The sequence below is a fragment of the Citrobacter sp. Cpo030 genome, from assembly GCF_030333005.1.
Taxonomy (GTDB): Bacteria; Pseudomonadota; Gammaproteobacteria; order Enterobacterales; family Enterobacteriaceae; genus Citrobacter; species Citrobacter portucalensis.
The window spans coordinates 184,786-205,929 of record NZ_JAOWGT010000049.1 but is presented as its reverse complement, the minus strand read 5'-3'; the positions used below and the strand labels follow the sequence as shown (position 1 = coordinate 205,929).

Genomic DNA, 21,144 nt, shown 5'->3' with positions numbered 1-21,144 from the left:
ATTCACATGAATGATTAGGCAAGGAAGGCAGAGTAATTTATCTAACTGGTTTTTCAGAGGTTTTAAGAAAACAGTTGCGGATGACAGAGCAGAACTGCCATCCGTTAGCATACTATCATTCACCTGCGATAATACGTTTCCCGCTGGAGATAAACGTTCCGGCCCCAAGGTGATGCAGAGTATTGAGCTTGCCATCATCAAACTGCCAGCGTCCTTCCACGAAGGCTCGCTCATCAGCGGCAGCGGAGACCACTTCCCCAAACAGAGTGTCATATTTTTCCTGTGCCGCCGTGGCTGGCAACAGGCGACACTCCATCCAGGCCAGACATTTCGCTTCTATCAGCGGTAAACCTAGCACTGGTCCTTGCACCACGGGAATGCCGTAACAGTTGAATTTATCTTCCACGCGACCGGAAACGCTGCCTACGGCCCAGGTCCAGTTGACGGCGGCAACGCCCGGAATAACGATGCCGAATTTACCGCTACGTTCAATGAGTTCGCGCGACCAGGCGGTCTTATCAACAACAATGGCTATCCGCGGCGGCTCAAACTCCACGGGCATTGACCATGCTGCCGCCATCACATTTCGCCGCTCGGTATGCTCATCCCGGCTGGTTATCAAAATCGTTGGGCCGTGATTGAGTAGCCGACTGGCATGTTTTAATTCGATCGGACGAAAATGGCTCATGGATGCTCCTTGGCTGAGAGATAACACACCACAATAAACATAGATATTAACGGTATTAGCGATTTTGTCGCCTTACAGGAATTAACAACGCACAAAATCGACAGCGTAAAACGAAAAATACGTTATAAGTACTGCATTAATCGAACAGGAACTCCCTATGACGCCTTTTTTAACCGCTTACTTTGCCCGTATTGGCTGGTCAGATTCGGCCAACGTCAACATTGAAACCTTGCAAGCGCTGCATTTACTGCATAACGCCGCGATTCCATTTGAAAACCTGGACGTATTACTGCCAAGAGAGATGCAGCTTGACGATTTGTCGCTGGAAGAGAAGCTGGTAACGGCGCGTCGTGGCGGTTATTGCTTTGAACAGAACGGCGTGTTTGAACGCGCGCTACGCGAAATCGGTTTTAACGTACGTAGCCTTCTCGGTCGCGTGGTACTGGCAAATCCGTCAAGCCTGCCGCCGCGCACGCATCGTCTGTTGCTGGTTGAATTGCAGGGAGAGCAGTGGATCGCCGACGTTGGTTTCGGCGGACAAACGCTGACGGCGCCGATTCGTCTGCAGGCTAACACTGAGCAGAAGACGCCACACGGCGAATATCGGCTGATTCAGGAAGGTGAAGATTGGATCCTCCAGTTCCGTCATCACGAACACTGGCAGTCAATGTATCGTTTCGATCTGGTCGTGCAGCATCAGAGCGATTATCTGATGGGCAACTTCTGGTCCGCACACTGGCCGCAATCACATTTTCGCCATCATCTGCTGATGTGCCGTCATCTGTCCGACGGCGGGAAATTAACGTTAACCAATTTTCACTTTACCCATTATCAGGATGGACATGCGGTAGAGCAGATTAATTTGCCTGACGTCGCCAGTTTGTATGCGTTGTTGCAAGAACGATTTGGACTGGGTGTGGATGACGTGAAGCATGGATTTACCGAAGATGAGCTGGCGACGGTCATGGCGGCGTTTGATACGCATCCGGAGGCGGGGAAATAGGGGCATCGGAATTAATGCCGGATGCGGCGTCATCGCCTTATCCGGCCTACGGGAACAATTAAAAATCTATCGCCCATTCTGCGTGAAACAGGATCACCGCCGAACCGGTAATGGTGACTTTTTTCGGCTGGTTTTCACAGATAGTCACCGTCACATCAACAATCCCGTCGCGCCCGAGCGCACGGCCCTGATGCCCCTGAACACGTAACGTTTTCCCATCATGCGCCATCAGCCCATGGTGGACCAACCATGCGCCCATTGGACCGTTGGCATTGCCGGTAACCGGGTCTTCCACAATACCAATAGCAGGTGAAAACATGCGGCCATCAGTGGCGTTTTCGCCCTCGCGGATTTGAAAAGGGAAGAAACCGTTACAGCCAATTTGTTGGCTGATGGCGGTCAAAGCCGGTAAATCAGGGGAAAGGGCGTCGAGATCCACCTCGGGTTTCAGTGGAATTATCACTTTCGAATGCCCGGTCGTGGCAACCTGAATGGGTAAGCCTGCCAGCATATCGTCTTCGCTCAGGTGCAGCGCATCGAGAATCGCAGTACGAACAGCGCCCTCCAGCGGAGGTTCAAAACCCGGTTCACCTTGCTCAAGGCTAATGCGATAGTCGTTCCCGGTAGCGTCAATATCCACGCGATGACGTCCGGCCAGCGAGGTTTGCCAGACCGTGCAGTTACCCAGACTCAGCACCCTGGCCCGCACGTAATGCGCGGCGACGGTAGCATGCCCACAGATAGGAACTTCGACCGTCGGGGTGAAATAGCGGATGCGAACATCGCTGTCGTCACTGGTCAGCAGAAATGCGGTTTCTGAATGACGCAGCTCGCGAGCGATGAGCTGCATCTGCGCGTCGCTCAGTCCATCAGCATGTAAAACCACACCTGCTGAGTTGCCGCGAAAAGGGACCGGGGTAAAGGCATCGACGTGGTAAATCTGTGGTTTCATTAGTGTTCTCCCTGAAATGGAGAAGCATCATAACGTACAAAAAGCGGGATAGCGATGCAGGCCCGGTAAGCGCAAGCGCTACCGGGCATCAGAGTTCAATTATCGGCGGGAACGCACTATCTGATAGCGGCGAGTGAAGTACTCAAACGGCGCACTCCATACGTGGACCAGACGGGTGAACGGGAATAGCAGGAAGATAGTCATCCCCAGAACCAGGTGCACACGGAAAATCAACGCCACGCCATCCAGATGTGCAGATGCGCCGCCCTGGAAAGTCACCACTGACTGCGCCCAACCGACCAGTTTCAGCATTTCACTGCCGTCAGGATGCTGTGCGGAGAACGGGATGGTGGTTAAGCCGAGGATACACTGAATCAACAGAACGCAGAGGATCAGAATATCGGCGGTGGAAGATGTCGCACGAATACGCGGGTTGGTCAGACGGCGCACCAGCAAACCTGCGCCACCAACCAGCGTCAGTACGCCACAAAGCCCACCGGCAATCATTGCCATCTGTTGCTTTACCGCAATCGGCAGGAACCAGGCATACATCCAGTGCGGCGTTAGCATGCCGAACAGGTGACCGAAAAAGATCCCCAGAATGCCGATGTGGAACAGGTTTGACCACAGCACCATGCCGCGTTTGTCCAGCATCTGGCTGGAAGAGGCGCGCCAGGTGTATTGCCCGTAGTCATAGCGTAGCCAGCTGCCGAGGATAAACACCGTACCGCACAGGTACGGGTAGATGTCGTAAAAAAAGACGTTCAGGTACTGTATCATTTCGGGCCTCCCGCGCTGACGTCGACATACTGCGGCGCAACGTCCTGGCTAAAGCGTCGTTGATAGTTTTGTAACGGTGAACTGTCGCAGGCGGTGGCGTTATCCTCGATAAACTTCACCTGTTCCTCTTCCCACACCGCATCCAGCGCCTGACGAGTATCATCGCGGGTTTCAGCACCAACCTGCTTAGTGACACTGTCACTTGAAAGAGGGCTTCCGGCAAGCAGCAGCAGTGCGTCAAACAGTTGATACCACGGCGTATCGCGCTGTTTTAAGCGCCCGCCCAACAGAGCCAGAATCGGTGCAACGTTCTGCAGTCCTTCTTTGGCCTGGTCCTCCGGCAACACGCTCAAATACTCCAGATACAGCGGCAGATGATCCGGCAGTTCGCGGCAGTCGAGCTGTAGCCCGACCTTTTCATACTGAGCCAGCAGATCAACCATCGCCTGACCCCGGTCACGGGACTCGGCGTGCACGTGCTCAAACAGCAGCAGAGAGGTGGCCCGGCCCCGGTCAAAGATTTCGCACCATTCCGCTTGTTTATCCAGCAGTGGCGCATTGAGCAATCCCTGGCTAAATTCGGTAAGCATGGGGGCATCGCTGGCCACAAGCGCCAGCGCGTCGTCTTTACACTCCCACAGCAGCTCGTCGGGATATTCCATCAGCAGGCCGATAACCTTCAGGATTTGCATTATTCACCCTCCGCTTTATCGCGCACTTCGGTGATGTCGATCGCATCAATACGGCTACTGTTAAACAGGTTGAATTTGGTATCTGAGCCATGGCAGCCGTCACCGAAGGTAAATCCGCAGCCGTTTTTCTCCGGGAAGGCATCGCGCGCCATTTCACGGTGGCTGGTCGGGATCACAAAGCGGTCCTCATAGTTGGCGATGGCCAGATAGCGATACATCTCCTCAACCTGCTCAACGGTCAAACCCACTTCCTCAATCGCGCGGGTGTCCGTCACACCTTCCACTGTTTGCGCACGCATATAGTGACGCATGGCCATCATACGTTTCAGCGCGCGCAGCACCGGACCGGTATCACCCGCACTGAGCATGTTAGCGAGGTACTGAACCGGAATTCGCAGCGACTCAACCGCCGGCAAAACGTTACCATTGTGCGGCAGTCCGCCCGCGTCGGCGACCGACTGAATCGGTGACAATGGCGGTACATACCAGACCATCGGCAGGGTGCGATATTCCGGGTGCAGCGGCAGCGCCAGTTTCCAGTCCATCGCCATTTTGTAGACTGGCGAACGTTGGGCCGCTTCGATGACGTTATGCGGAATACCTTGTTTTAACGCCTCTTCAATGACCGCCGGATCGTGCGGGTTGAGGAATACATCGCACTGACGCTCATAGAGATCGGTCTCATGCTCGGTGCTGGCCGCTTCTTCGATGCGGTCGGCGTCGTAGAGCAATACGCCGAGATAACGGATACGCCCAACGCAGGTTTCCGAACATACCGTCGGCTGGCCGGACTCAATACGCGGGTAGCAGAAAATGCACTTCTCAGACTTACCGCTCTTCCAGTTAAAGTAGATTTTTTTGTACGGACAGCCGCTGATGCACAAGCGCCAGCCGCGACATTTGTCCTGGTCGATCAGCACAATGCCGTCTTCTTCACGCTTATAGATAGCACCGCTTGGGCAGGTGGCGACACAGCTTGGGTTCAGGCAGTGCTCGCACAGGCGCGGTAAATACATCATGAAGGTGTTTTCGAACTGGCCGTACATCTCCTTTTGCATCTTCTCGAAGTTACGGTCGCGGGCACGTTTTGAAAATTCGCCGCCAAGCAGTTCTTCCCAGTTTGGACCCCAGATAATCTTGTCCATCCGCTTTCCATCAATCAGCGAACGCGGACGCGCGGTGGGCTGATTCTTGCTTTCCGGCGCGCTATGCAGATGCTGATAATCGTAGGTAAACGGCTCATAGTAATCATCGATTTGCGGGATCACCGGGTTGGCGAAAATTTTGGTGATGACGCCCATCTTACCGCCCAGACGCGGTCTTATCTTGCCGTTAACATCGCGAACCCAGCCGCCTTGCCACTCTTCCTGATCTTCCCAGTTTTTTGGATACCCAATCCCCGGTTTAGTCTCGACGTTGTTAAACCACGCATATTCCATCCCTTCACGTCCGGTCCAGACGTTTTTACAGGTGACGGAGCAGGTGTGGCAGCCGATGCACTTATCCAGATTAAGAACCATGCCTACCTGTGAGCGTATTTTCATTTTTTCGCCTCCTGTACCTGATCGCGACCTTCATCATCCAGCCAGTTAATATTTTTCATTTTTCTAATCATGATGAACTCATCGCGGTTAGAGCCGACCGTACCGTAATAGTTGAAGCTGTATGCCAGCTGCGCATAGCCACCTATCATGTGCGTGGGTTTCGGGCAGACGCGGGTCACCGAGTTATGGATCCCGCCGCGCATCCCGGTCACTTCTGAGCCAGGGATATTCATGATTCGCTCCTGAGCGTGATACATCATGGTCATTCCCGGTGGCACGCGTTGACTCACCACTGCACGCGCGGTGAGCGCACCGTTGGCGTTGAATGCTTCAATCCAGTCGTTATCCTCAATACCCAGCTCTTTGGCATCGGTTTCACTGATCCAGACAATCGGCCCGCCGCGCGACAGCGTCAGCATCAGCAGGTTTTCGCTATAGGTGGAGTGGATCCCCCATTTCTGGTGCGGCGTCAGGAAGTTGAGCGCTTTTTCCGGGAAGCCGTTAGGCGGAACTTCGCGCATTTCACTGACGCTGCGGGTATCGATAGGTGGACGATACGCCACCAGACTTTCACCAAACGCACGCATCCACGCATGATCCTGATACAGCTGCTGGCGACCGGACAGGGTACGCCATGGGATCAGCTCGTGGACGTTGGTATAGCCTGCGTTATAGGAAACATGTTCACTTTCCAACCCAGACCAGGTGGGGCTGGAGATGATTTTGCGCGGCTGCGCCTGGATATCGCGAAAACGGATCTTCTCGTCTTCTTTGTTCAACGCCAGATGCGTATGGTCGCGTCCGGTCATCGCCCCCAGCGCTTCCCAGGCTTTCACCGCCACCTGACCGTTTGTTTCCGGTGCCAGGGCAAGGATCACCTCAGAGGCATCCAGCGCGGTGTCAATCAGCGGGCGTCCTTTTGCCGGGCCTTCGCGCTTGGTATAGTTCAGCTTGCCGAGGAAATCGACTTCCGCCTGGGTATTCCACGCAATGCCTTTCCCGCCATTACCGAGTTTGTCCATGAGCGGGCCAAGTGAAGTAAAGCGTTCGTAGGTGGCGGGGTAGTCACGCTCCACAACGGCGATATTCGGTGCCGTTTTGCCCGGGAGGAGATCGCATTCGCCTTTGCGCCAGTCCTGAATGTCAAACGGCTGCGCCAGCTCTGCCGGAGAGTCGTGTTGCAGCGGTTGCAACACGACATCCGTTTCTTGTCCAAGGTGTCCGACGCAAACCTCAGAAAATACTTTGGCAATGCCTTTATAAATTTCCCAGTCGCTCTTCGATTCCCATGCCGGGTCGACCGCCGCAGACAACGGGTGAATAAACGGATGCATATCCGAGGTATTCATATCGTCTTTTTCATACCAGGTCGCGGTTGGCAGAACGATATCGGAGAACAAACAGGTGCTGGACATACGGAAATCGAGCGTGACCAGCAGATCGAGCTTGCCCTCTATCGCCGCCGACTGCCATTCAACCTCTTCAGGTTTAATACCCTCGCTTGAACCGAGCGCTTCCCCCTGGATCCCGCTTTCGGTACCCAGCAAATATTTGAGCATGTATTCATGCCCTTTACCGGAGGAGCCGAGCAGGTTAGAGCGCCAGACGAAGAGGTTGCGAGGATGGTTTTTGCCGTTATCAGGCTGTTCGCAGGCAAAACGAATATCACCCGACTTCAGCGCCTGTGCGGTGTATTGCGCAGGAGATAGTCCTGCATGTTCGGCTTTTGCTTTAACGGTCAGAGGGTTGAGGTTAAGCTGCGGCGCAGACGGCAGCCAGCCCATTCGTTCAGCCCGCACGTTAAAGTCAATCAAATGTCCGCTAAACTTCGACGCATCGGCCAGCGGAGAGAGGAGTTCCTGCGCGGTGAGTTTTTCATAACGCCACTGGCTGGAGTGGTTGTAGAAAAACGAGGTGCTGTTCATCTGACGCGGCGGACGATTCCAGTCCAGCGCAAAGGCCAGCGGCAACCAACCGGTTTGCGGACGCAGTTTCTCCTGACCCACATAGTGCGCCCAGCCGCCGCCGCTTTGTCCCACGCAACCACAGAACACCAGGATGTTAATCATGCCACGGTAGTTCATATCCATGTGATACCAGTGGTTGACGCCAGCCCCGAGAATGATCATCGAACGGCCATGCGTTTTGTGCGCAGTATCGGCAAACTCACGGGCGATCTGTTCGATATGACGGCGTGGCACACCGGTAATTTGTTCGCCCCAGGCCGGGGTGTAGGCTTTCACTTCGCTGTAATCTTGTGCGCTATGAACGTCATCCAGACCACGGTCGAGGCCATAATTCGCCAGCACCAGATCATAGACGCTCACTACCGGGCAACGGCTACCGTCAGCGAGGGTAAGATGTTTTACCGGCAGTTGACGGATCAGCACCGGTTCTTGTTTTACACTGCGAAAATGTGGGTTTTCGTTGCCGCCAAAATAGGGGAATGCGACGCCGGTCACTTCATCATGCAGACCGAGCAGCGAAAGAGAAAGTTCAGTTTCAGCGCCAGCCGCCAGTGGTTCCAGGTTCCATTTGCCTTTCTCCCCCCAGCGAAAACCGATAGATCCGTTCGGGACAACCAGTTCACCTGCGCTGTTAAAGGCTATCGTTTTCCACTCCGGATTGTTGCTTTCGCCCAGACCATCGACAAGGTCTGAAGCACGCATCATGCGTCCAGGCACGTAGCTGCCATCTTCCCGGGCATCCAGTAAAACCAGCATCGGCATGTCGGTATAGCGACGGCAGTAATTGAGGAAATAATCGCTGGGATTGTCGAGGTGGAACTCTTTCAGGATGACGTGGCCCATGGCCATTGCCAGCGCGCTGTCGGTCCCTTGTTTAGGTGCCAGCCACTGGTCGCACAGTTTGGCGACTTCCGAGTAGTCCGGCGTAATGGCAATCGTCTTGGTGCCTTTGTAGCGTACTTCTGTGAAAAAGTGCGCATCCGGGGTACGGGTCTGCGGCACATTAGAGCCCCAGGCGATGATATAGCTGGAGTTATACCAGTCGGCGGATTCAGGAACGTCGGTCTGCTCGCCCCAGGTCATCGGTGACGCGGGCGGTAAGTCGCAGTACCAGTCATAGAAGCTCAGACAGGTTCCGCCGATTAGCGAGAGATAGCGTGTGCCGGCGGCATAGGAAACCATCGACATCGCAGGGATCGGGGAGAAGCCGACCACGCGATCCGGGCCGTAGGTTTTCACCGTCCAGACGTTGGCGGCAGCAATCAGTTGATTAAGTTCTTTCCAGTTGGAACGGATAAACCCACCGCGCCCGCGTACCTGCTTGTAGCTCTGGCATTTTTGTGAGTCGTTCATTATGGATTCCCAGGCCAGCACCGGATCGGGCTGGCGGGACAGGGCGTCGCGCCATAATTCGATTAAGCGTTTACGCACCAGCGGATATTTCAGGCGGTTAGCGCTATAGAGATACCACGAGTAACTGGCGCCGCGTGGGCAGCCACGGGGCTCATGATTTGGCAGGTCAGGGCGGGTACGCGGGTAGTCGGTTTGCTGCGTTTCCCAGGTCACCAGTCCGTTTTTGACGTAGATTTTCCAGCTGCATGAGCCGGTACAGTTAACGCCGTGGGTAGAACGCACAATTTTATCGAACTGCCAGCGTTGACGATAGCTGTCTTCCCAGTCCCGGTTGGTGTGCATTACTTGCCCGTGCCCCTCGGCAAACGTATCGCCCTTTTGTTTAAAGTAGCGAAAGCGGTCTAACAGTTTACTCATGACATAACTCCTGCTTCGATAATATTGCCGACGGTGAATCGAACGCCAGGCCTGATCCGGCCTACCTGAATGTCCGATCCTGCGGTATCCATTTTGTTATTTTTTTTGTGATTTACGGCCATAGACCAACCAGGTCACCAGCACGCAGACGATGTAAAACACGAGGAATATTTTCATGGCACCCACCGGAGAGCCGGTCAACGCCAGCGATGAGCCAAACGCTTTAGGAATGAAGAAGCCCCCCACAGCGCCAATGGCGGAGATAAATCCCAGGGCGGCTGCAGTATCGGTTACCGCTTCCCGCTGAGCTTGCTCTTCGGTACCACCGCGCAGCTTCACCCGATAAATTGTGATTTTGCGAAAGATCACCGCAATCATCTGGAAGGTTGAACCGCTGCCCAGACCCGCGGTCAGGAACAAGCCCATAAACACCAGATAAAACGCGATAAAGCTTCCTTCGCCCGAGCCGGGCAAAGTGAGAAACAGCAGGGCGCTGAACAGTGCCATAAAGATGAAGTTAATTAAGGTGACACGCACACCACCAAACTTGTCAGAGATAACACCGCCCGCCGATCGCGCAAGCGCACCGATGAAGGGACCGAAGAACGCCAGTTGCAGGATATTCACGTCGGGGAACTGGGTTTTCGCCAGCATGGCAAAGCCTGCTGAAAAACCGATAAATGAACCGAAGGTGGCGAGATACAGCAGACTTAATAACCACAGATGAAAACGCTTGAGGACCGGTAACTGGGAGGCAATTGAGGCCTTCGAGCTGGCAATGTCGTTCATTCCCATGCCCGCTGCCACGGTGGCTATCAGCAGTAACGGCACCCAAATCCATGCGGCATTGGCCAGCGACAATAACGAGCCATCAGCTTGTGGTACGCCCTGTACGCCCAAAAAGGTAAATATGGGCAGAAAGATCACCAGTGGCGCGATCAACTGCATCACGCTGACGCCGAGGTTGCCGAGACCACCGTTAACGCCTAACGCGCTGCCTTGCTTCGCTTTGGGGAAGAAAAAGCTGATATTGCCCATACTGGAGGCAAAGTTGGCACCTGCAAATCCGCACATCAGCGCAATGATTATAAATACTCCGAACGGAGTAGCGGTATTTTGCACGGCAAATCCGAGCCAGACGCAGGGAATAACCAGAATAATCGTGCTAAAAATGGTCCAACGACGACCACCAAATATAGGTACCATAAAGGAGTAGGGCACGCGCAATATTGCACCAGAAAGGGAAGGTAAAGCCGTTAATAAAAACAGTTGGTCGGTGGTGAAATTAAAGCCAATTTTATTCAGATTGACGGCAACGGCGCTGAACAACATCCAGACGCAGAACGCAAGAAGCAGGCAACTGACTGATATCCATAGATTTCTGCGTGCAATGTGCTTGCCTTTGTTTTCCCAAAAGCCGGGGTTCTCTGGTTTCCAGTCCGTTAAAAGATAACGATTATTTTTCTCATTTGATGATGACATATTATTCTCCATGCACATGCCGTTCATGAAAAAGAAATAAACGCATGCAGCGCCGCGCGGCTTCTTTTTAGAAACTATTGAAAAGTTTTAGGAATATTGACTGAAAGAATAGATAAAAAAGTGCAATAACGCGGCGTGATAGGAGAATTACACGTTGCTTAAGTGTTACTAATTGTAAACATAAAAGATGTATTGTTAATTCATCTATTACATCAAATAAATAACTCCTGCGTAATCATACGATCAAGATGACGATCGAATGCAGGATCGGCCATTTCCTCAATACCTAATATGTACATACCATCCAGGCCGCAGACTAATGCGATTAAACGCCATGCGACGTCGGCGGCATCAGGCGTGGATGAGAACTCACCGGCTTTCTGTCCTTGGGTAATAATGTTGGCGGTTTCTTCGTGCCACATTCGCATGGTCAACAGGTAGGCGCTTTTAATTTCCGGATCTTTACCCGCAACAACCTGTGCTTCACGCCATAGCTTAATATAGGGTTCCAGACCACCATCTTCACTGCCTAGCATCGCATGCAGTCGCTCACGGAAACTGGCGTCTTCGCTGACCAGTTCGGCATCAAGTAGGGTGCGGATAAGGCGCACAAATGCCTGGGATTTGAGCTCACCGGCAGAGGCGAAATGGTGATGTAGCTGGCCCGTCGCGACGTGAGCTTCGGCAGCAATGCGTCGAACCGTCATGGCGGAAAATCCTTCTTCAAGTGCGACACGCATTGCCGCTTGCAGAATCACTTCCCGACGTTCATCCCGATTTAGATAGCTCATCATTCCTCCTGTATCCGTATAGATCGCAGTCTAACAAAAAGTTGGACATATGTTCAATTTTCCGTAGGATCGCTAAAGCTGGACATGTGTCCAGTTTTGGTTTCGTTAGGGAGTTTTATGTTTCGTCAGTGGTTAACGTTAGTCATTATTGTGCTGGTCTACATCCCTGTTGCGATTGATGCAACGGTGCTGCACGTTGCCGCGCCCACGCTGAGTATGACGCTGGGTGCCAGTGGTAACGAGCTGCTGTGGATCATTGATATTTATTCCCTGGTAATGGCCGGTATGGTATTGCCAATGGGCGCGCTGGGGGATCGCATCGGCTTTAAACGTCTGCTGCTGTTAGGCGGTGGATTATTTGGTCTCGCATCGCTGGCGGCCGCTTTTGCTCATAGCGCAAGCTGGCTGATTGCCACCCGGGCGGTATTGGCGATTGGCGCGGCGATGATTGTTCCGGCAACGCTGGCGGGTATTCGCGCCACGTTCTCTGAGCAACGGCATCGAAATATGGCGCTCGGCGTCTGGGCAGCGGTCGGTTCCGGCGGTGCGGCGTTTGGCCCACTGGTTGGCGGGATGCTGCTGGAGCACTTCTACTGGGGGTCCGTATTCTTAATTAATGTGCCAATTGTCCTGGTGGTAATGGCCTTAACCGCACGCTTAGTGCCACGCCAGGCCGGACGTCGCGATCAATCGTTAAATTTTGGTCATGCGATCATGCTGATTGTTGCCATTCTGCTGTTGGTTTACAGCGCCAAAACCGCGCTAAAAGGGCATACGGCGACCGTTGCCATCGCCCTGACGCTGTTAACCGGCGCTTTACTGTTGTGGCAGTTTGTCCGTATCCAGCTTGCGGCAGCCCGCCCGATGATTGATATGCGTCTGTTCACGCATCGCATTATCTTAAGTGGCGTAGTGATGGCGATGACCGCGATGATAACGCTGGTGGGTTTCGAGTTGCTGATGGCACAGGAACTACAGTTTGTTCACGGTTTAACACCGTATCAGGCAGGGTTGTTCATGCTGCCGGTGATGCTGGCCAGTGGTTTCAGCGGACCGATTGCCGGTATGCTGGTTTCACGCCTGGGATTACGTTGTGTGGCAACGGCGGGCATGGCGCTGAGCGCCGTTAGTTTTTACGGCCTGGCGATGACGGATTTCAGTAGCCAACAGGTACAAGCCTGGATTTTGATGGCTTTGCTCGGTTTCAGCGCCGCCAGTGCGCTCCTGGCTTCAACAGCGGCTATCATGGCAGCAGCGCCGGCGGAAAAAGCCGCGGCCGCGGGCGCCATTGAGACAATGGCTTATGAACTGGGGGCAGGACTTGGGATCGCTATCTTTGGTTTGCTGTTGAGCCGTAGCTTTTCTGCATCGATTCTGCCGCCAGCCGGACTTAATGCGCAGGAAATGGAACGTGCCTCATCGTCAATGGGGGAGGCGGTACAACTGGCGCACTCGCTCCCGCCGTCACTGAGTGAAGCATTGCTGACGGCTGCCAGAGAAGCGTTCACCTGGTCACATAGCGTGGCATTAAGCAGCGCCGGCAGCATGCTTATCGTATTAGCGATAGGAATGTGGTTCAGTCTGGCAAAGGTACAACGTTAATAACTAGTGAGCTAAATGACAGGGGTAATCCATCTCTTCGACTTCTTTCCCACTCAGTCGAGCGTATTGCCCCGTCAATCTCCAGAACGCAGGCTGTGTTTCCGTATAGATTTCTGCCGCTAATATCAGGCGGCGGCGATCTACCTCATTAAGTTCCAGAAGTGTCCACGGAATAAAGTAGCGATCGCTGTCCGTCAACGTAAACCACAGTGGGCATCCGCAGCCGGAACAGAAGAACCGTTCACCACGATTTGAAGAAGGGAAGTGCGAAGGTTCTGCCGATTCTGGCGACATCAGCGGGTGAGCGCTGGCTTCCAGATACATGGCGATGCCGCCTGACCATTTCTGACACAGCGTACAGTGGCAGGCATAGACATCCAGCATTTCGACGTCAACGGTAAAATGACTCTGTCCGCAAAGACAACGACCAGTGAATGTCTGCACGGCATACTCCTTATGACCGAGTCTACATTAAGAGAAAAAGCCAGCCCTGGAAGGACTGGCTTTGTATTCAGACTACAACAAAATTAGAACTGGTAGTTCAGACCAACAGCTACGATGTTGTCAGTGCTTACACCGGCAGCTTTAGTGAAGGCATTGTCATCCAGCAGGTTGATTTTGTAATCAACGAAGGTAGACATGTTTTTGTTGAAGTAGTAGGTAGCACCTAAATCGATGTACTCAACCAGATCCTGGTCGCCATAAGTGGTGTTAAGGTCTTTACCTTTGGATTTCAGGTAAGCGATGGATGGACGAAGACCGAAGTCGAACTGGTACTGAGCAACAGCTTCAAAGTTCTGAGTTTTGTTAGCGATATAATCAGCATCACCAAACACAGTCATGTTGCGGGTTTCAGAGTAGGTGGTTGCCAGGTAGATGTTGTTCGCATCATATTTCAAACCAGCAGCCCATACTTCAGCGTTTTTACCTTTAGCGTTCAGATTTTCAGCATCTACGCGATTTACCTGAGAATGAGTACGGTCAGATTTCGCATAGGTTGCACCTACGCCAAAGCCTTCATACTCATAGGTGGTAGACAGACCGAAACCGTCGCCATTGGCTTCGTTAGGGTCACGTTTGTCTTCGTTTTTGCCCTGGTACTGAGCGGCAAAGTTCAGACCTTCAACCAGACCGAAGAAGTCGGTGTTACGATAGGTTGCAACGCCGGTAGCACGCTGGGTCATGAATACGTCGGTCTGGGTCCAGGTATCACCACCGAACTCAGGCAGGACGTCGGTCCATGCGCCGATGTCGTAAGCTACGCCGTAGTTACGACCGTAGTCGAAAGAACCGTATTCAGCGAATTTCAGGCCAGCGAATGCCAGACGGGTTTTGTCTGCTTCGGAACCCTGGCTTTCGGAACGGTTGCCTTTGAATTCATATTCCCACTGACCAAAACCAACCAGTTGGTCGTTGATCTGAGTTTCGCCTTTGAAGCCCAGACGTGCGTAGGTTTTGTCGCCATCGCTGCTGGTGTCGTCAGAGAAGTAATGCTGAGCGTGAACTTTACCGTAGATATCCAGTTTGTTTGCGTCTTTGTTATATACCTCAGCTGCGTTTACCGCACCTGCCGCCAACAGGCTAGTCACTGCCACTGCAACTAATTTAAGTTTCATTCTAAATAATCCTTATAATTTTTTCTTGGTGTGTTTCCTAAACCATTGCTAAACGAAGGGGTTCGTCAATGGCAAACTATTTTTAAATGACGCAGTGGTATAAGTTCAATAATAAGTTTCATAATATTGCGAAATATTTGAGTTTGTGTGATCCAGATCTACATAATATAGCTGATTGTATTAATCTTTATATGTGACAAATCTGAATGGGTATATTTACGTAGGGGACTATTGTGCCGCCTATGGTTTAAATGACGTTAGTCACGCAGGTGTAATATATACATATCGAGGATTATAGATAAGCATGAAATATTTTCTGGAGTTAATTAATCACCAATTATTAACATTTAATTAAACAAAAATAAACATAAGCCACAAGTGGAATGAACATTTATTATTCATTAATTTGATTACAGTGTAGCCGGGTTTTAGATTTGCGCGATAAAACCCGGATTTTTTTCAGGCGCGGCGTGTTGCCAACCAGCAAAGTAGCGAACCCGCACAAACCATCAATGCCCCCTGCCAGAAAGATAGCGACAACGGGGCGCTGAGTAACACAGCTGCCAGGGCGGAGGAGAGCACTGGAGTAAAATAGGAACCTACGGCCATGATGGTCACGTTGCCATGCAAAATGCCAATATTCCACGCCGCATAGGCAAATCCTAACGTTAATGCCGCTGAGAACATTTTAATAGTCACCGAAGTGCTGAAAATCATTTCTGGTTGCGGAGTCATAAAATAGTAAACCCACAAACTTGCGGCCGTCAGTAAAACGAATACCGTAATGCCGTTAAAGCCTTTTGCATATTTATTGGTCACCGTGCAATACGTTGCCCAGATAAATGCGCCCAAAAAGGCGAGGAAATAGCTCAGCGGACTGCTGGCAACGTTGTTTATAATTTCACCAGGATTAAGACCGTTTTCACCACCCAATACCCAACAAACCCCGGTCAATGCGATAATTAATCCAGGGATCACCAGCCAGGTTGTTTTTTGACCATTAAATAAAATAGCAAACAATATCGTTAAACTCGGCCAGAGATAATTGACCATACCGACTTCAATAGCCTGGTGACGAGTAGCCGCATAACCGAGAGCCAGCGCTAAACATATTTCATAGGTAACAAAAAGCACGCTACCCGCGATTAAATAACGCACAGGAATCTTTCTTATATTCGGAAAGCCGACGGTAAAAATCAGCAACAGGCCACTTAACGAAAAAATCATTGCTGCGCCGCCCGCAGGACCCAGTCCTTCACTTACCCCACGCATGAGTCCGACCATCGTACTCCAGAGCACAATGGCAATGAGCCCAATTAACGTTGCTTTTTGTTTTGTCATTCTGATTGTCTGTCCATGGTACTGGCAAAAATTTAAGCTGAAATTTATAGCACCTTTACACCGTAGCGCGCTAATTAATTGCTTTTCACATACTCCCTTATGGGTACAAAGGTTAAACAAAGTGCACTATTTAGTAGCGGAACCGTTTCGTTATTGATTTGACGCAAAAAAAATATGGATATAGCTGATAGTTTCGTCGCGAAGTTGTACATGTCATCTTTCAATTATGCCGCGCTGGCGCGATTTGAGAGATGTCCTGTACGAATCCCTGCAAAAAAGAGGAAAGCAATGGACGTCAGCCGCAGACAATTTTTTAAAATCTGCGCGGGCGGTATGGCGGGAACAACAGTAGCCGCTTTGGGTTTTGCACCCAAAATGGCACTGGCTCAGGCGCGAAACTATAAGCTGTTACGCGCCAAAGAGATCCGAAACACCTGCACATACTGTTCCGTAGGTTGCGGGCTATTAATGTATAGCCTGGGAGATGGAGCAAAAAACGCCAAAGAGTCGATTTACCATATTGAAGGGGATCCGGATCATCCGGTGAGCCGCGGGGCATTATGTCCTAAGGGCGCAGGATTACTGGATTACGTGCACAGTGAAAACCGTCTGCGTTACCCGGAATATCGCGCTCCTGGTTCCGACAAATGGCAGCGTATCAGCTGGGATGAAGCATTCACCCGTATCGCGAAGCTGATGAAAACTGACCGTGACGCCAACTTTATTGAGAAGAATGAGCAGGGCGTAACGGTAAACCGCTGGCTTTCAACCGGGATGTTGTGTGCATCTGCGGCAAGTAATGAAACCGGCATGCTGACGCAAAAATTTGTGCGCTCACTCGGCATGCTGGCAGTAGACAACCAGGCGCGCGTCTGACACGGACCAACGGTAGCAAGTCTTGCTCCAACATTTGGTCGCGGTGCGATGACCAACCACTGGGTTGATATCAAAAATGCTAACGTCGTGATGGTGATGGGCGGTAATGCCGCTGAAGCACATCCGGTGGGATTCCGCTGGGCGATGGAAGCCAAAAACAACAATGATGCCACGCTGATTGTTGTTGACCCTCGTTTTACACGTACAGCTTCGGTGGCGGATATCTATGCGCCAATTCGTTCCGGCACGGACATTACGTTCCTGTCCGGCGTCTTGCTGTACCTGATTGAAAATAACAAAATTAACGCTGAATACGTTAAGCATTACACCAACGCCAGCCTGCTGGTGCGGGATGACTATGCTTTTGAAGACGGTCTGTTCAGCGGGTATGACGCGAAAAAACGCCAATACGATAAATCGTCCTGGAACTACCAGTTCGATGAAAACGGCTACGCGAAACGCGATGAAACGTTAAGCCATCCTCGCTGTGTCTGGAACCTGTTAAAACAGCACGTTTCCCGCTACACGCCGGATGTGGTGGAAAACATTTGTGGTACGCCGAAAGAAGACTTCCTGAAAGTCTGCGAAGTGCTGGCTTCCACCAGCGCAGCCGATCGCACCACTACGTTCCTGTATGCGCTGGGCTGGACACAGCATACCGTAGGGGCGCAGAACATCCGTACCATGGCGATGATCCAGTTGCTGCTCGGCAACATGGGGATGGCAGGTGGCGGGGTTAACGCCTTACGTGGTCACTCCAACATTCAGGGATTAACCGACTTAGGTCTGCTCTCTACCAGTCTGCCAGGTTACCTGACGCTGCCGTCAGAGAAACAGGCGGATCTGCAAACCTATCTGGCTGCTAATACGCCAAAAGCGACGTTGGCCGACCAGGTTAACTACTGGGGTAACTATCCGAAGTTCTTCGTCAGTCTAATGAAATCTTTCTACGGCAATGCGGCGCAGAAAGAGAACGACTGGGGCTTTGAGTGGCTGCCGAAGTGGGATCAGTCCTACGACGTCATCAAATACTTCAACATGATGGATAGCGGGAAAGTCACCGGCTACATCTGTCAGGGCTTTAACCCGGTTGCGTCCTTCCCGGACAAAAACAAAGTGGTGCAGAGTCTCAGCAAACTGAAGTATCTGGTGATTATCGATCCGCTGGTGACCGAAACCTCAACGTTCTGGCAAAACCACGGCGAGTCAAACGACGTTGATCCGGCATCGATTCAGACTGAAGTTTTCCGTTTGCCTTCTACCTGCTTTGCGGAAGAGGACGGCTCCATTGCCAACTCCGGCCGCTGGCTACAGTGGCACTGGAAAGGTCAGGACGCACCGGGTGAAGCCCGCAACGACGGCGAAATTCTGGCCGGTATTTACCATCGTCTGCGCGACATGTATCGCACTGAAGGCGGTAAAGCTGTAGAGCCCGTTCTGAAAATGAGCTGGAACTATAAGCAGCCGGACGAACCGCATTCCGAGGAAGTGGCAAAAGAGAACAACGGCTATGCGCTGGAAGATCTCTATGATGCCAACGGCGTGCTGGTTGCGAAAAAAGGTCAGTTGCTCAACAGCTTTGCGTTGCTGCGTGATGATGGTTCTACCTCATCGTCCTGCTGGATTTATACCGGTAGCTGGACCGAACAGGGCAACCAGATGGCCAATCGCGATAACGCCGACCCGTCAGGTCTCGGTAATACGCTGGGCTGGGCCTGGGCATGGCCGCTGAACCGTCGCGTGCTGTATAACCGTGCTTCGGCGGATCCACAGGGTAAACCGTGGGATCCAAAACGCATGCTTATCCAGTGGAACGGTACGAAGTGGACGGGGAACGATATCCCGGACTTCAACACCGCGGCACCGGGCAGTGGCACCAATCCGTTTATCATGCAGCCGGAAGGGCTGGGGCGTCTGTTTGCTATCGATAAGATGGCGGAAGGTCCGTTCCCGGAACACTACGAGCCGATGGAAACGCCGCTGGGTACTAACCCGCTGCACCCGAATGTGATCTCCAACCCGGCAGCTCGTCTGTACGAAGCGGATAAACTCCGTATGGGCACGAAACAGGACTTCCCGTACGTCGGGACGACCTATCGTCTGACCGAACATTTCCATACCTGGACCAAGCACGCATTACTGAATGCGATTGCCCAGCCAGAGCAGTTTGTGGAAATCAGCGAAACGCTGGCGGCAGCGAAAGGGATCAACAACGGCGATCACGTGAAAGTTAGCAGCAAGCGTGGATTTATTCGCGCAGTTGCCGTGGTCACTCGTCGTCTGCGTACCCTGAACGTCAACGGTCAGCAGGTTGAAACGGTTGGGATCCCAATCCACTGGGGCTTTGAAGGAGTCGCGCGTAAAGGCTTTATCGCCAACACCCTGACGCCGAATGTCGGTGATGCAAACTCGCAAACGCCGGAATACAAAGCGTTTTTAGTTAACATCGAGAAGGCGTAAGGGAGGCGAACATATGTCTATGGAAACGCAGGACATCATCAAACGGTCCGCAACAAACTCCATCACGCCGCCGCCTCAGGCCCGTGATTACAAAGCAGAAGTCGCGAAGCTGATCGACGTTTCCACCTGTATAGGTTGTAAGGCCTGTCAGGTGGCATGCTCAGAGTGGAACGATATCCGCGATGAAGTTGGCCACTGCGTCGGGGTGTATGACAACCCCGCCGATCTCAGCGCCAAGTCCTGGACGGTGATGCGGTTTACCGAAACCGAACAGAACGGCAAGCTGGAGTGGTTGATTCGTAAAGACGGCTGTATGCACTGTGAAGATCCGGGCTGCCTGAAGGCGTGCCCGTCTGCCGGGGCCATCATCCAGTACGCCAACGGGATTGTCGATTTCCAGTCAGAGCACTGCATCGGCTGCGGCTACTGTATTGCCGGGTGTCCATTTAATATTCCGCGCCTCAATAAAGAGGATAACCGCGTGTATAAATGTACGCTGTGTGTGGACCGAGTCAGCGTCGGGCAGGAACCTGCCTGCGTGAAAACGTGTCCGACCGGGGCAATACATTTCGGCACCAAGCAGGAAATGCTGGAAATGGGCGAACAGCGTGTGGCAAAACTGAAAGCACGCGGTTTTGAACATGCCGGTCTTTACAACCCGGAAGGTGTGGGCGGCACGCACGTCATGTACGTTCTGCATCATGCCAACCAGCCTGAACTGTATCACGGTCTGCCAAAAGACCCGCAGATAGATACCTCTATCAATCTGTGGAAAGGGGCGCTGAAGCCGCTGGCCGCTGCCGGATTTATCGCCACCTTCGCCGGACTGATTTACCACTACATTGGTATTGGTCCGAATAAGGAAGTGGACGACGACGAGGAGGATCATCATGAGTAAGTCGAAAATGATTGTGCGCACGAAATTTATCGACCGCGCCTGTCACTGGACGGTGGTGATCTGCTTTTTCCTGGTAGCGCTGTCGGGGATTTCATTTTTCTTCCCGACTCTGCAATGGCTGACGCAAACCTTCGGTACGCCGCAGATGGGACGCATTTTGCATCCGTTCTTCGGCATACTGATCTTCGTGGCGCTGATGTTCATGTTTGTACGCTTTGTGCACCACAACATCCCGGATAAGAAAGATATTCCGTGGCTGAAAAACATTGTGGAAGTACTGAAAGGCAATGAACACAAAGTGGCGGATGTGGGCAAATACAACGCCGGGCAGAAAATGATGTTCTGGTCGATTATGAGCATGATTTTCGTGCTGCTGATTACCGGTATCATTATCTGGCGTCCGTACTTTGCGCAGTTCTTCCCGATGCAGGTCGTGCGCTATAGCCTGCTGATCCATGCGGCTGCGGGGATTATCCTGATGCACGCCATCCTCATCCATATGTATATGGCATTCTGGGTGAAAGGATCGATTAAAGGCATGGTTGAAGGGAAAGTGAGCCGTCGCTGGGCGAAGAAACATCACCCGCGTTGGTATCGCGAAGTTGAAAGACAAGAAGCGAAAAAAGAGAGCGAGGAGGGGGTTAACTAATCCCTGATGTTCCCTCTACGCAATGGCGCTACA

Annotated in this window: 16 protein-coding genes; 5 read left to right on the top strand and 11 right to left on the bottom strand. The window is 52.3% G+C overall.

Annotated features, from left to right (window positions below):
• Positions 1-115: 115 nt before the first annotated feature.
• A complete protein-coding gene (locus OGY37_RS07800; protein ID WP_286620509.1) occupies positions 116-688 on the bottom strand; it encodes a flavin reductase family protein in 573 nt (190 codons plus the stop codon).
• 157 nt (positions 689-845) lie between these two features.
• Between OGY37_RS07800 and nhoA the strand changes: the two genes are divergently transcribed.
• Entirely contained in the window at positions 846-1,691 is an 846-nt protein-coding gene (gene nhoA, locus OGY37_RS07795) for an N-hydroxyarylamine O-acetyltransferase (RefSeq protein WP_286620507.1), read from the top strand.
• A gap of 58 nt (positions 1,692-1,749) precedes the next feature.
• Here the strand turns inward: nhoA and OGY37_RS07790 are convergent, their stop codons facing one another.
• The 7 genes from OGY37_RS07790 to OGY37_RS07760 all read right to left on the bottom strand — a co-directional run bounded on the left by OGY37_RS07790 (position 1,750) and on the right by OGY37_RS07760 (position 11,669).
• Complete coding sequence (locus OGY37_RS07790; RefSeq protein ID WP_286620505.1) at positions 1,750-2,643, bottom strand: PhzF family isomerase; 894 nt, start codon at positions 2,641-2,643, stop codon at positions 1,750-1,752.
• A 99-nt stretch (positions 2,644-2,742) separates the two neighbouring features.
• Positions 2,743-3,423: a respiratory nitrate reductase subunit gamma gene (gene narI, locus OGY37_RS07785; RefSeq protein WP_003833047.1), complete on the bottom strand. Its 681-nt coding sequence runs from the start codon at positions 3,421-3,423 to the stop codon at positions 2,743-2,745.
• The gene (gene narW / locus OGY37_RS07780) at positions 3,420-4,115 is read right to left on the bottom strand and encodes a nitrate reductase molybdenum cofactor assembly chaperone (protein WP_003833045.1); all 696 of its coding nucleotides are present in this window, start codon (positions 4,113-4,115) and stop codon (positions 3,420-3,422) included. The genes narI and narW overlap by 4 nt, the downstream gene beginning before the upstream one ends.
• Positions 4,115-5,659: a nitrate reductase subunit beta gene (narH, locus tag OGY37_RS07775; protein ID WP_003833042.1), complete on the bottom strand. Its 1,545-nt coding sequence runs from the start codon at positions 5,657-5,659 to the stop codon at positions 4,115-4,117. Before narH ends, narW begins: the two co-directional genes overlap by 1 nt.
• On the bottom strand, positions 5,656-9,396 hold the full coding sequence (locus OGY37_RS07770; RefSeq protein ID WP_286620503.1) for a nitrate reductase subunit alpha: 3,741 nt from the start codon (positions 9,394-9,396) through the stop codon (positions 5,656-5,658). The genes narH and OGY37_RS07770 overlap by 4 nt, the downstream gene beginning before the upstream one ends.
• 96 nt (positions 9,397-9,492) lie before the next feature.
• Complete coding sequence (locus OGY37_RS07765; protein ID WP_148361966.1) at positions 9,493-10,878, bottom strand: NarK family nitrate/nitrite MFS transporter; 1,386 nt, start codon at positions 10,876-10,878, stop codon at positions 9,493-9,495.
• Positions 10,879-11,090: 212 nt separating this feature from the next.
• On the bottom strand, positions 11,091-11,669 hold the full coding sequence (locus tag OGY37_RS07760) for a TetR family transcriptional regulator (protein WP_003833036.1): 579 nt from the start codon (positions 11,667-11,669) through the stop codon (positions 11,091-11,093).
• 117 nt (positions 11,670-11,786) lie between these two features.
• Between OGY37_RS07760 and OGY37_RS07755 the strand changes: the two genes are divergently transcribed.
• On the top strand, positions 11,787-13,271 hold the full coding sequence (locus tag OGY37_RS07755; RefSeq protein ID WP_003833034.1) for an MFS transporter: 1,485 nt from the start codon (positions 11,787-11,789) through the stop codon (positions 13,269-13,271).
• A 3-nt stretch (positions 13,272-13,274) separates the two neighbouring features.
• Here OGY37_RS07755 and OGY37_RS07750 read toward each other — a convergent pair whose 3' ends face one another.
• The 3 genes from OGY37_RS07750 to yddG form a co-directional block, all read right to left on the bottom strand.
• On the bottom strand, positions 13,275-13,715 hold the full coding sequence (locus tag OGY37_RS07750) for a GFA family protein (RefSeq protein WP_003833032.1): 441 nt from the start codon (positions 13,713-13,715) through the stop codon (positions 13,275-13,277).
• Between the two features lie 83 nt (positions 13,716-13,798).
• Positions 13,799-14,887 (bottom strand): porin OmpD, encoded by a 1,089-nt coding sequence (gene ompD / locus OGY37_RS07745; protein WP_149335318.1) that lies wholly within the window; start codon positions 14,885-14,887, stop codon positions 13,799-13,801.
• A gap of 459 nt (positions 14,888-15,346) precedes the next feature.
• Positions 15,347-16,228 carry an aromatic amino acid efflux DMT transporter YddG gene (gene yddG / locus OGY37_RS07740; protein ID WP_063941986.1) on the bottom strand — a complete coding sequence of 294 codons (882 nt, stop codon included), beginning with the start codon at positions 16,226-16,228 and terminating at the stop codon, positions 15,347-15,349.
• A gap of 288 nt (positions 16,229-16,516) precedes the next feature.
• Here yddG and fdnG point away from each other — a divergent pair, with 288 nt between their 5' ends.
• Genes fdnG through fdnI form a run of 3 tightly spaced genes read left to right on the top strand, consistent with a single transcriptional unit; the run spans position 16,517 to position 21,111 of the window.
• Complete coding sequence (gene fdnG / locus OGY37_RS07735; RefSeq protein ID WP_193134012.1) at positions 16,517-19,564, top strand: formate dehydrogenase-N subunit alpha; 3,048 nt, start codon at positions 16,517-16,519, stop codon at positions 19,562-19,564.
• Positions 19,565-19,577: 13 nt separating this feature from the next.
• Entirely contained in the window at positions 19,578-20,462 is an 885-nt protein-coding gene (gene fdnH, locus OGY37_RS07730; RefSeq protein ID WP_003833024.1) for a formate dehydrogenase N subunit beta, read from the top strand.
• A complete protein-coding gene (fdnI, locus tag OGY37_RS07725) occupies positions 20,455-21,111 on the top strand; it encodes a formate dehydrogenase-N subunit gamma (RefSeq protein ID WP_003020054.1) in 657 nt (218 codons plus the stop codon). Before fdnH ends, fdnI begins: the two co-directional genes overlap by 8 nt.
• The last annotated feature ends 33 nt before the right edge of the window (positions 21,112-21,144 follow it).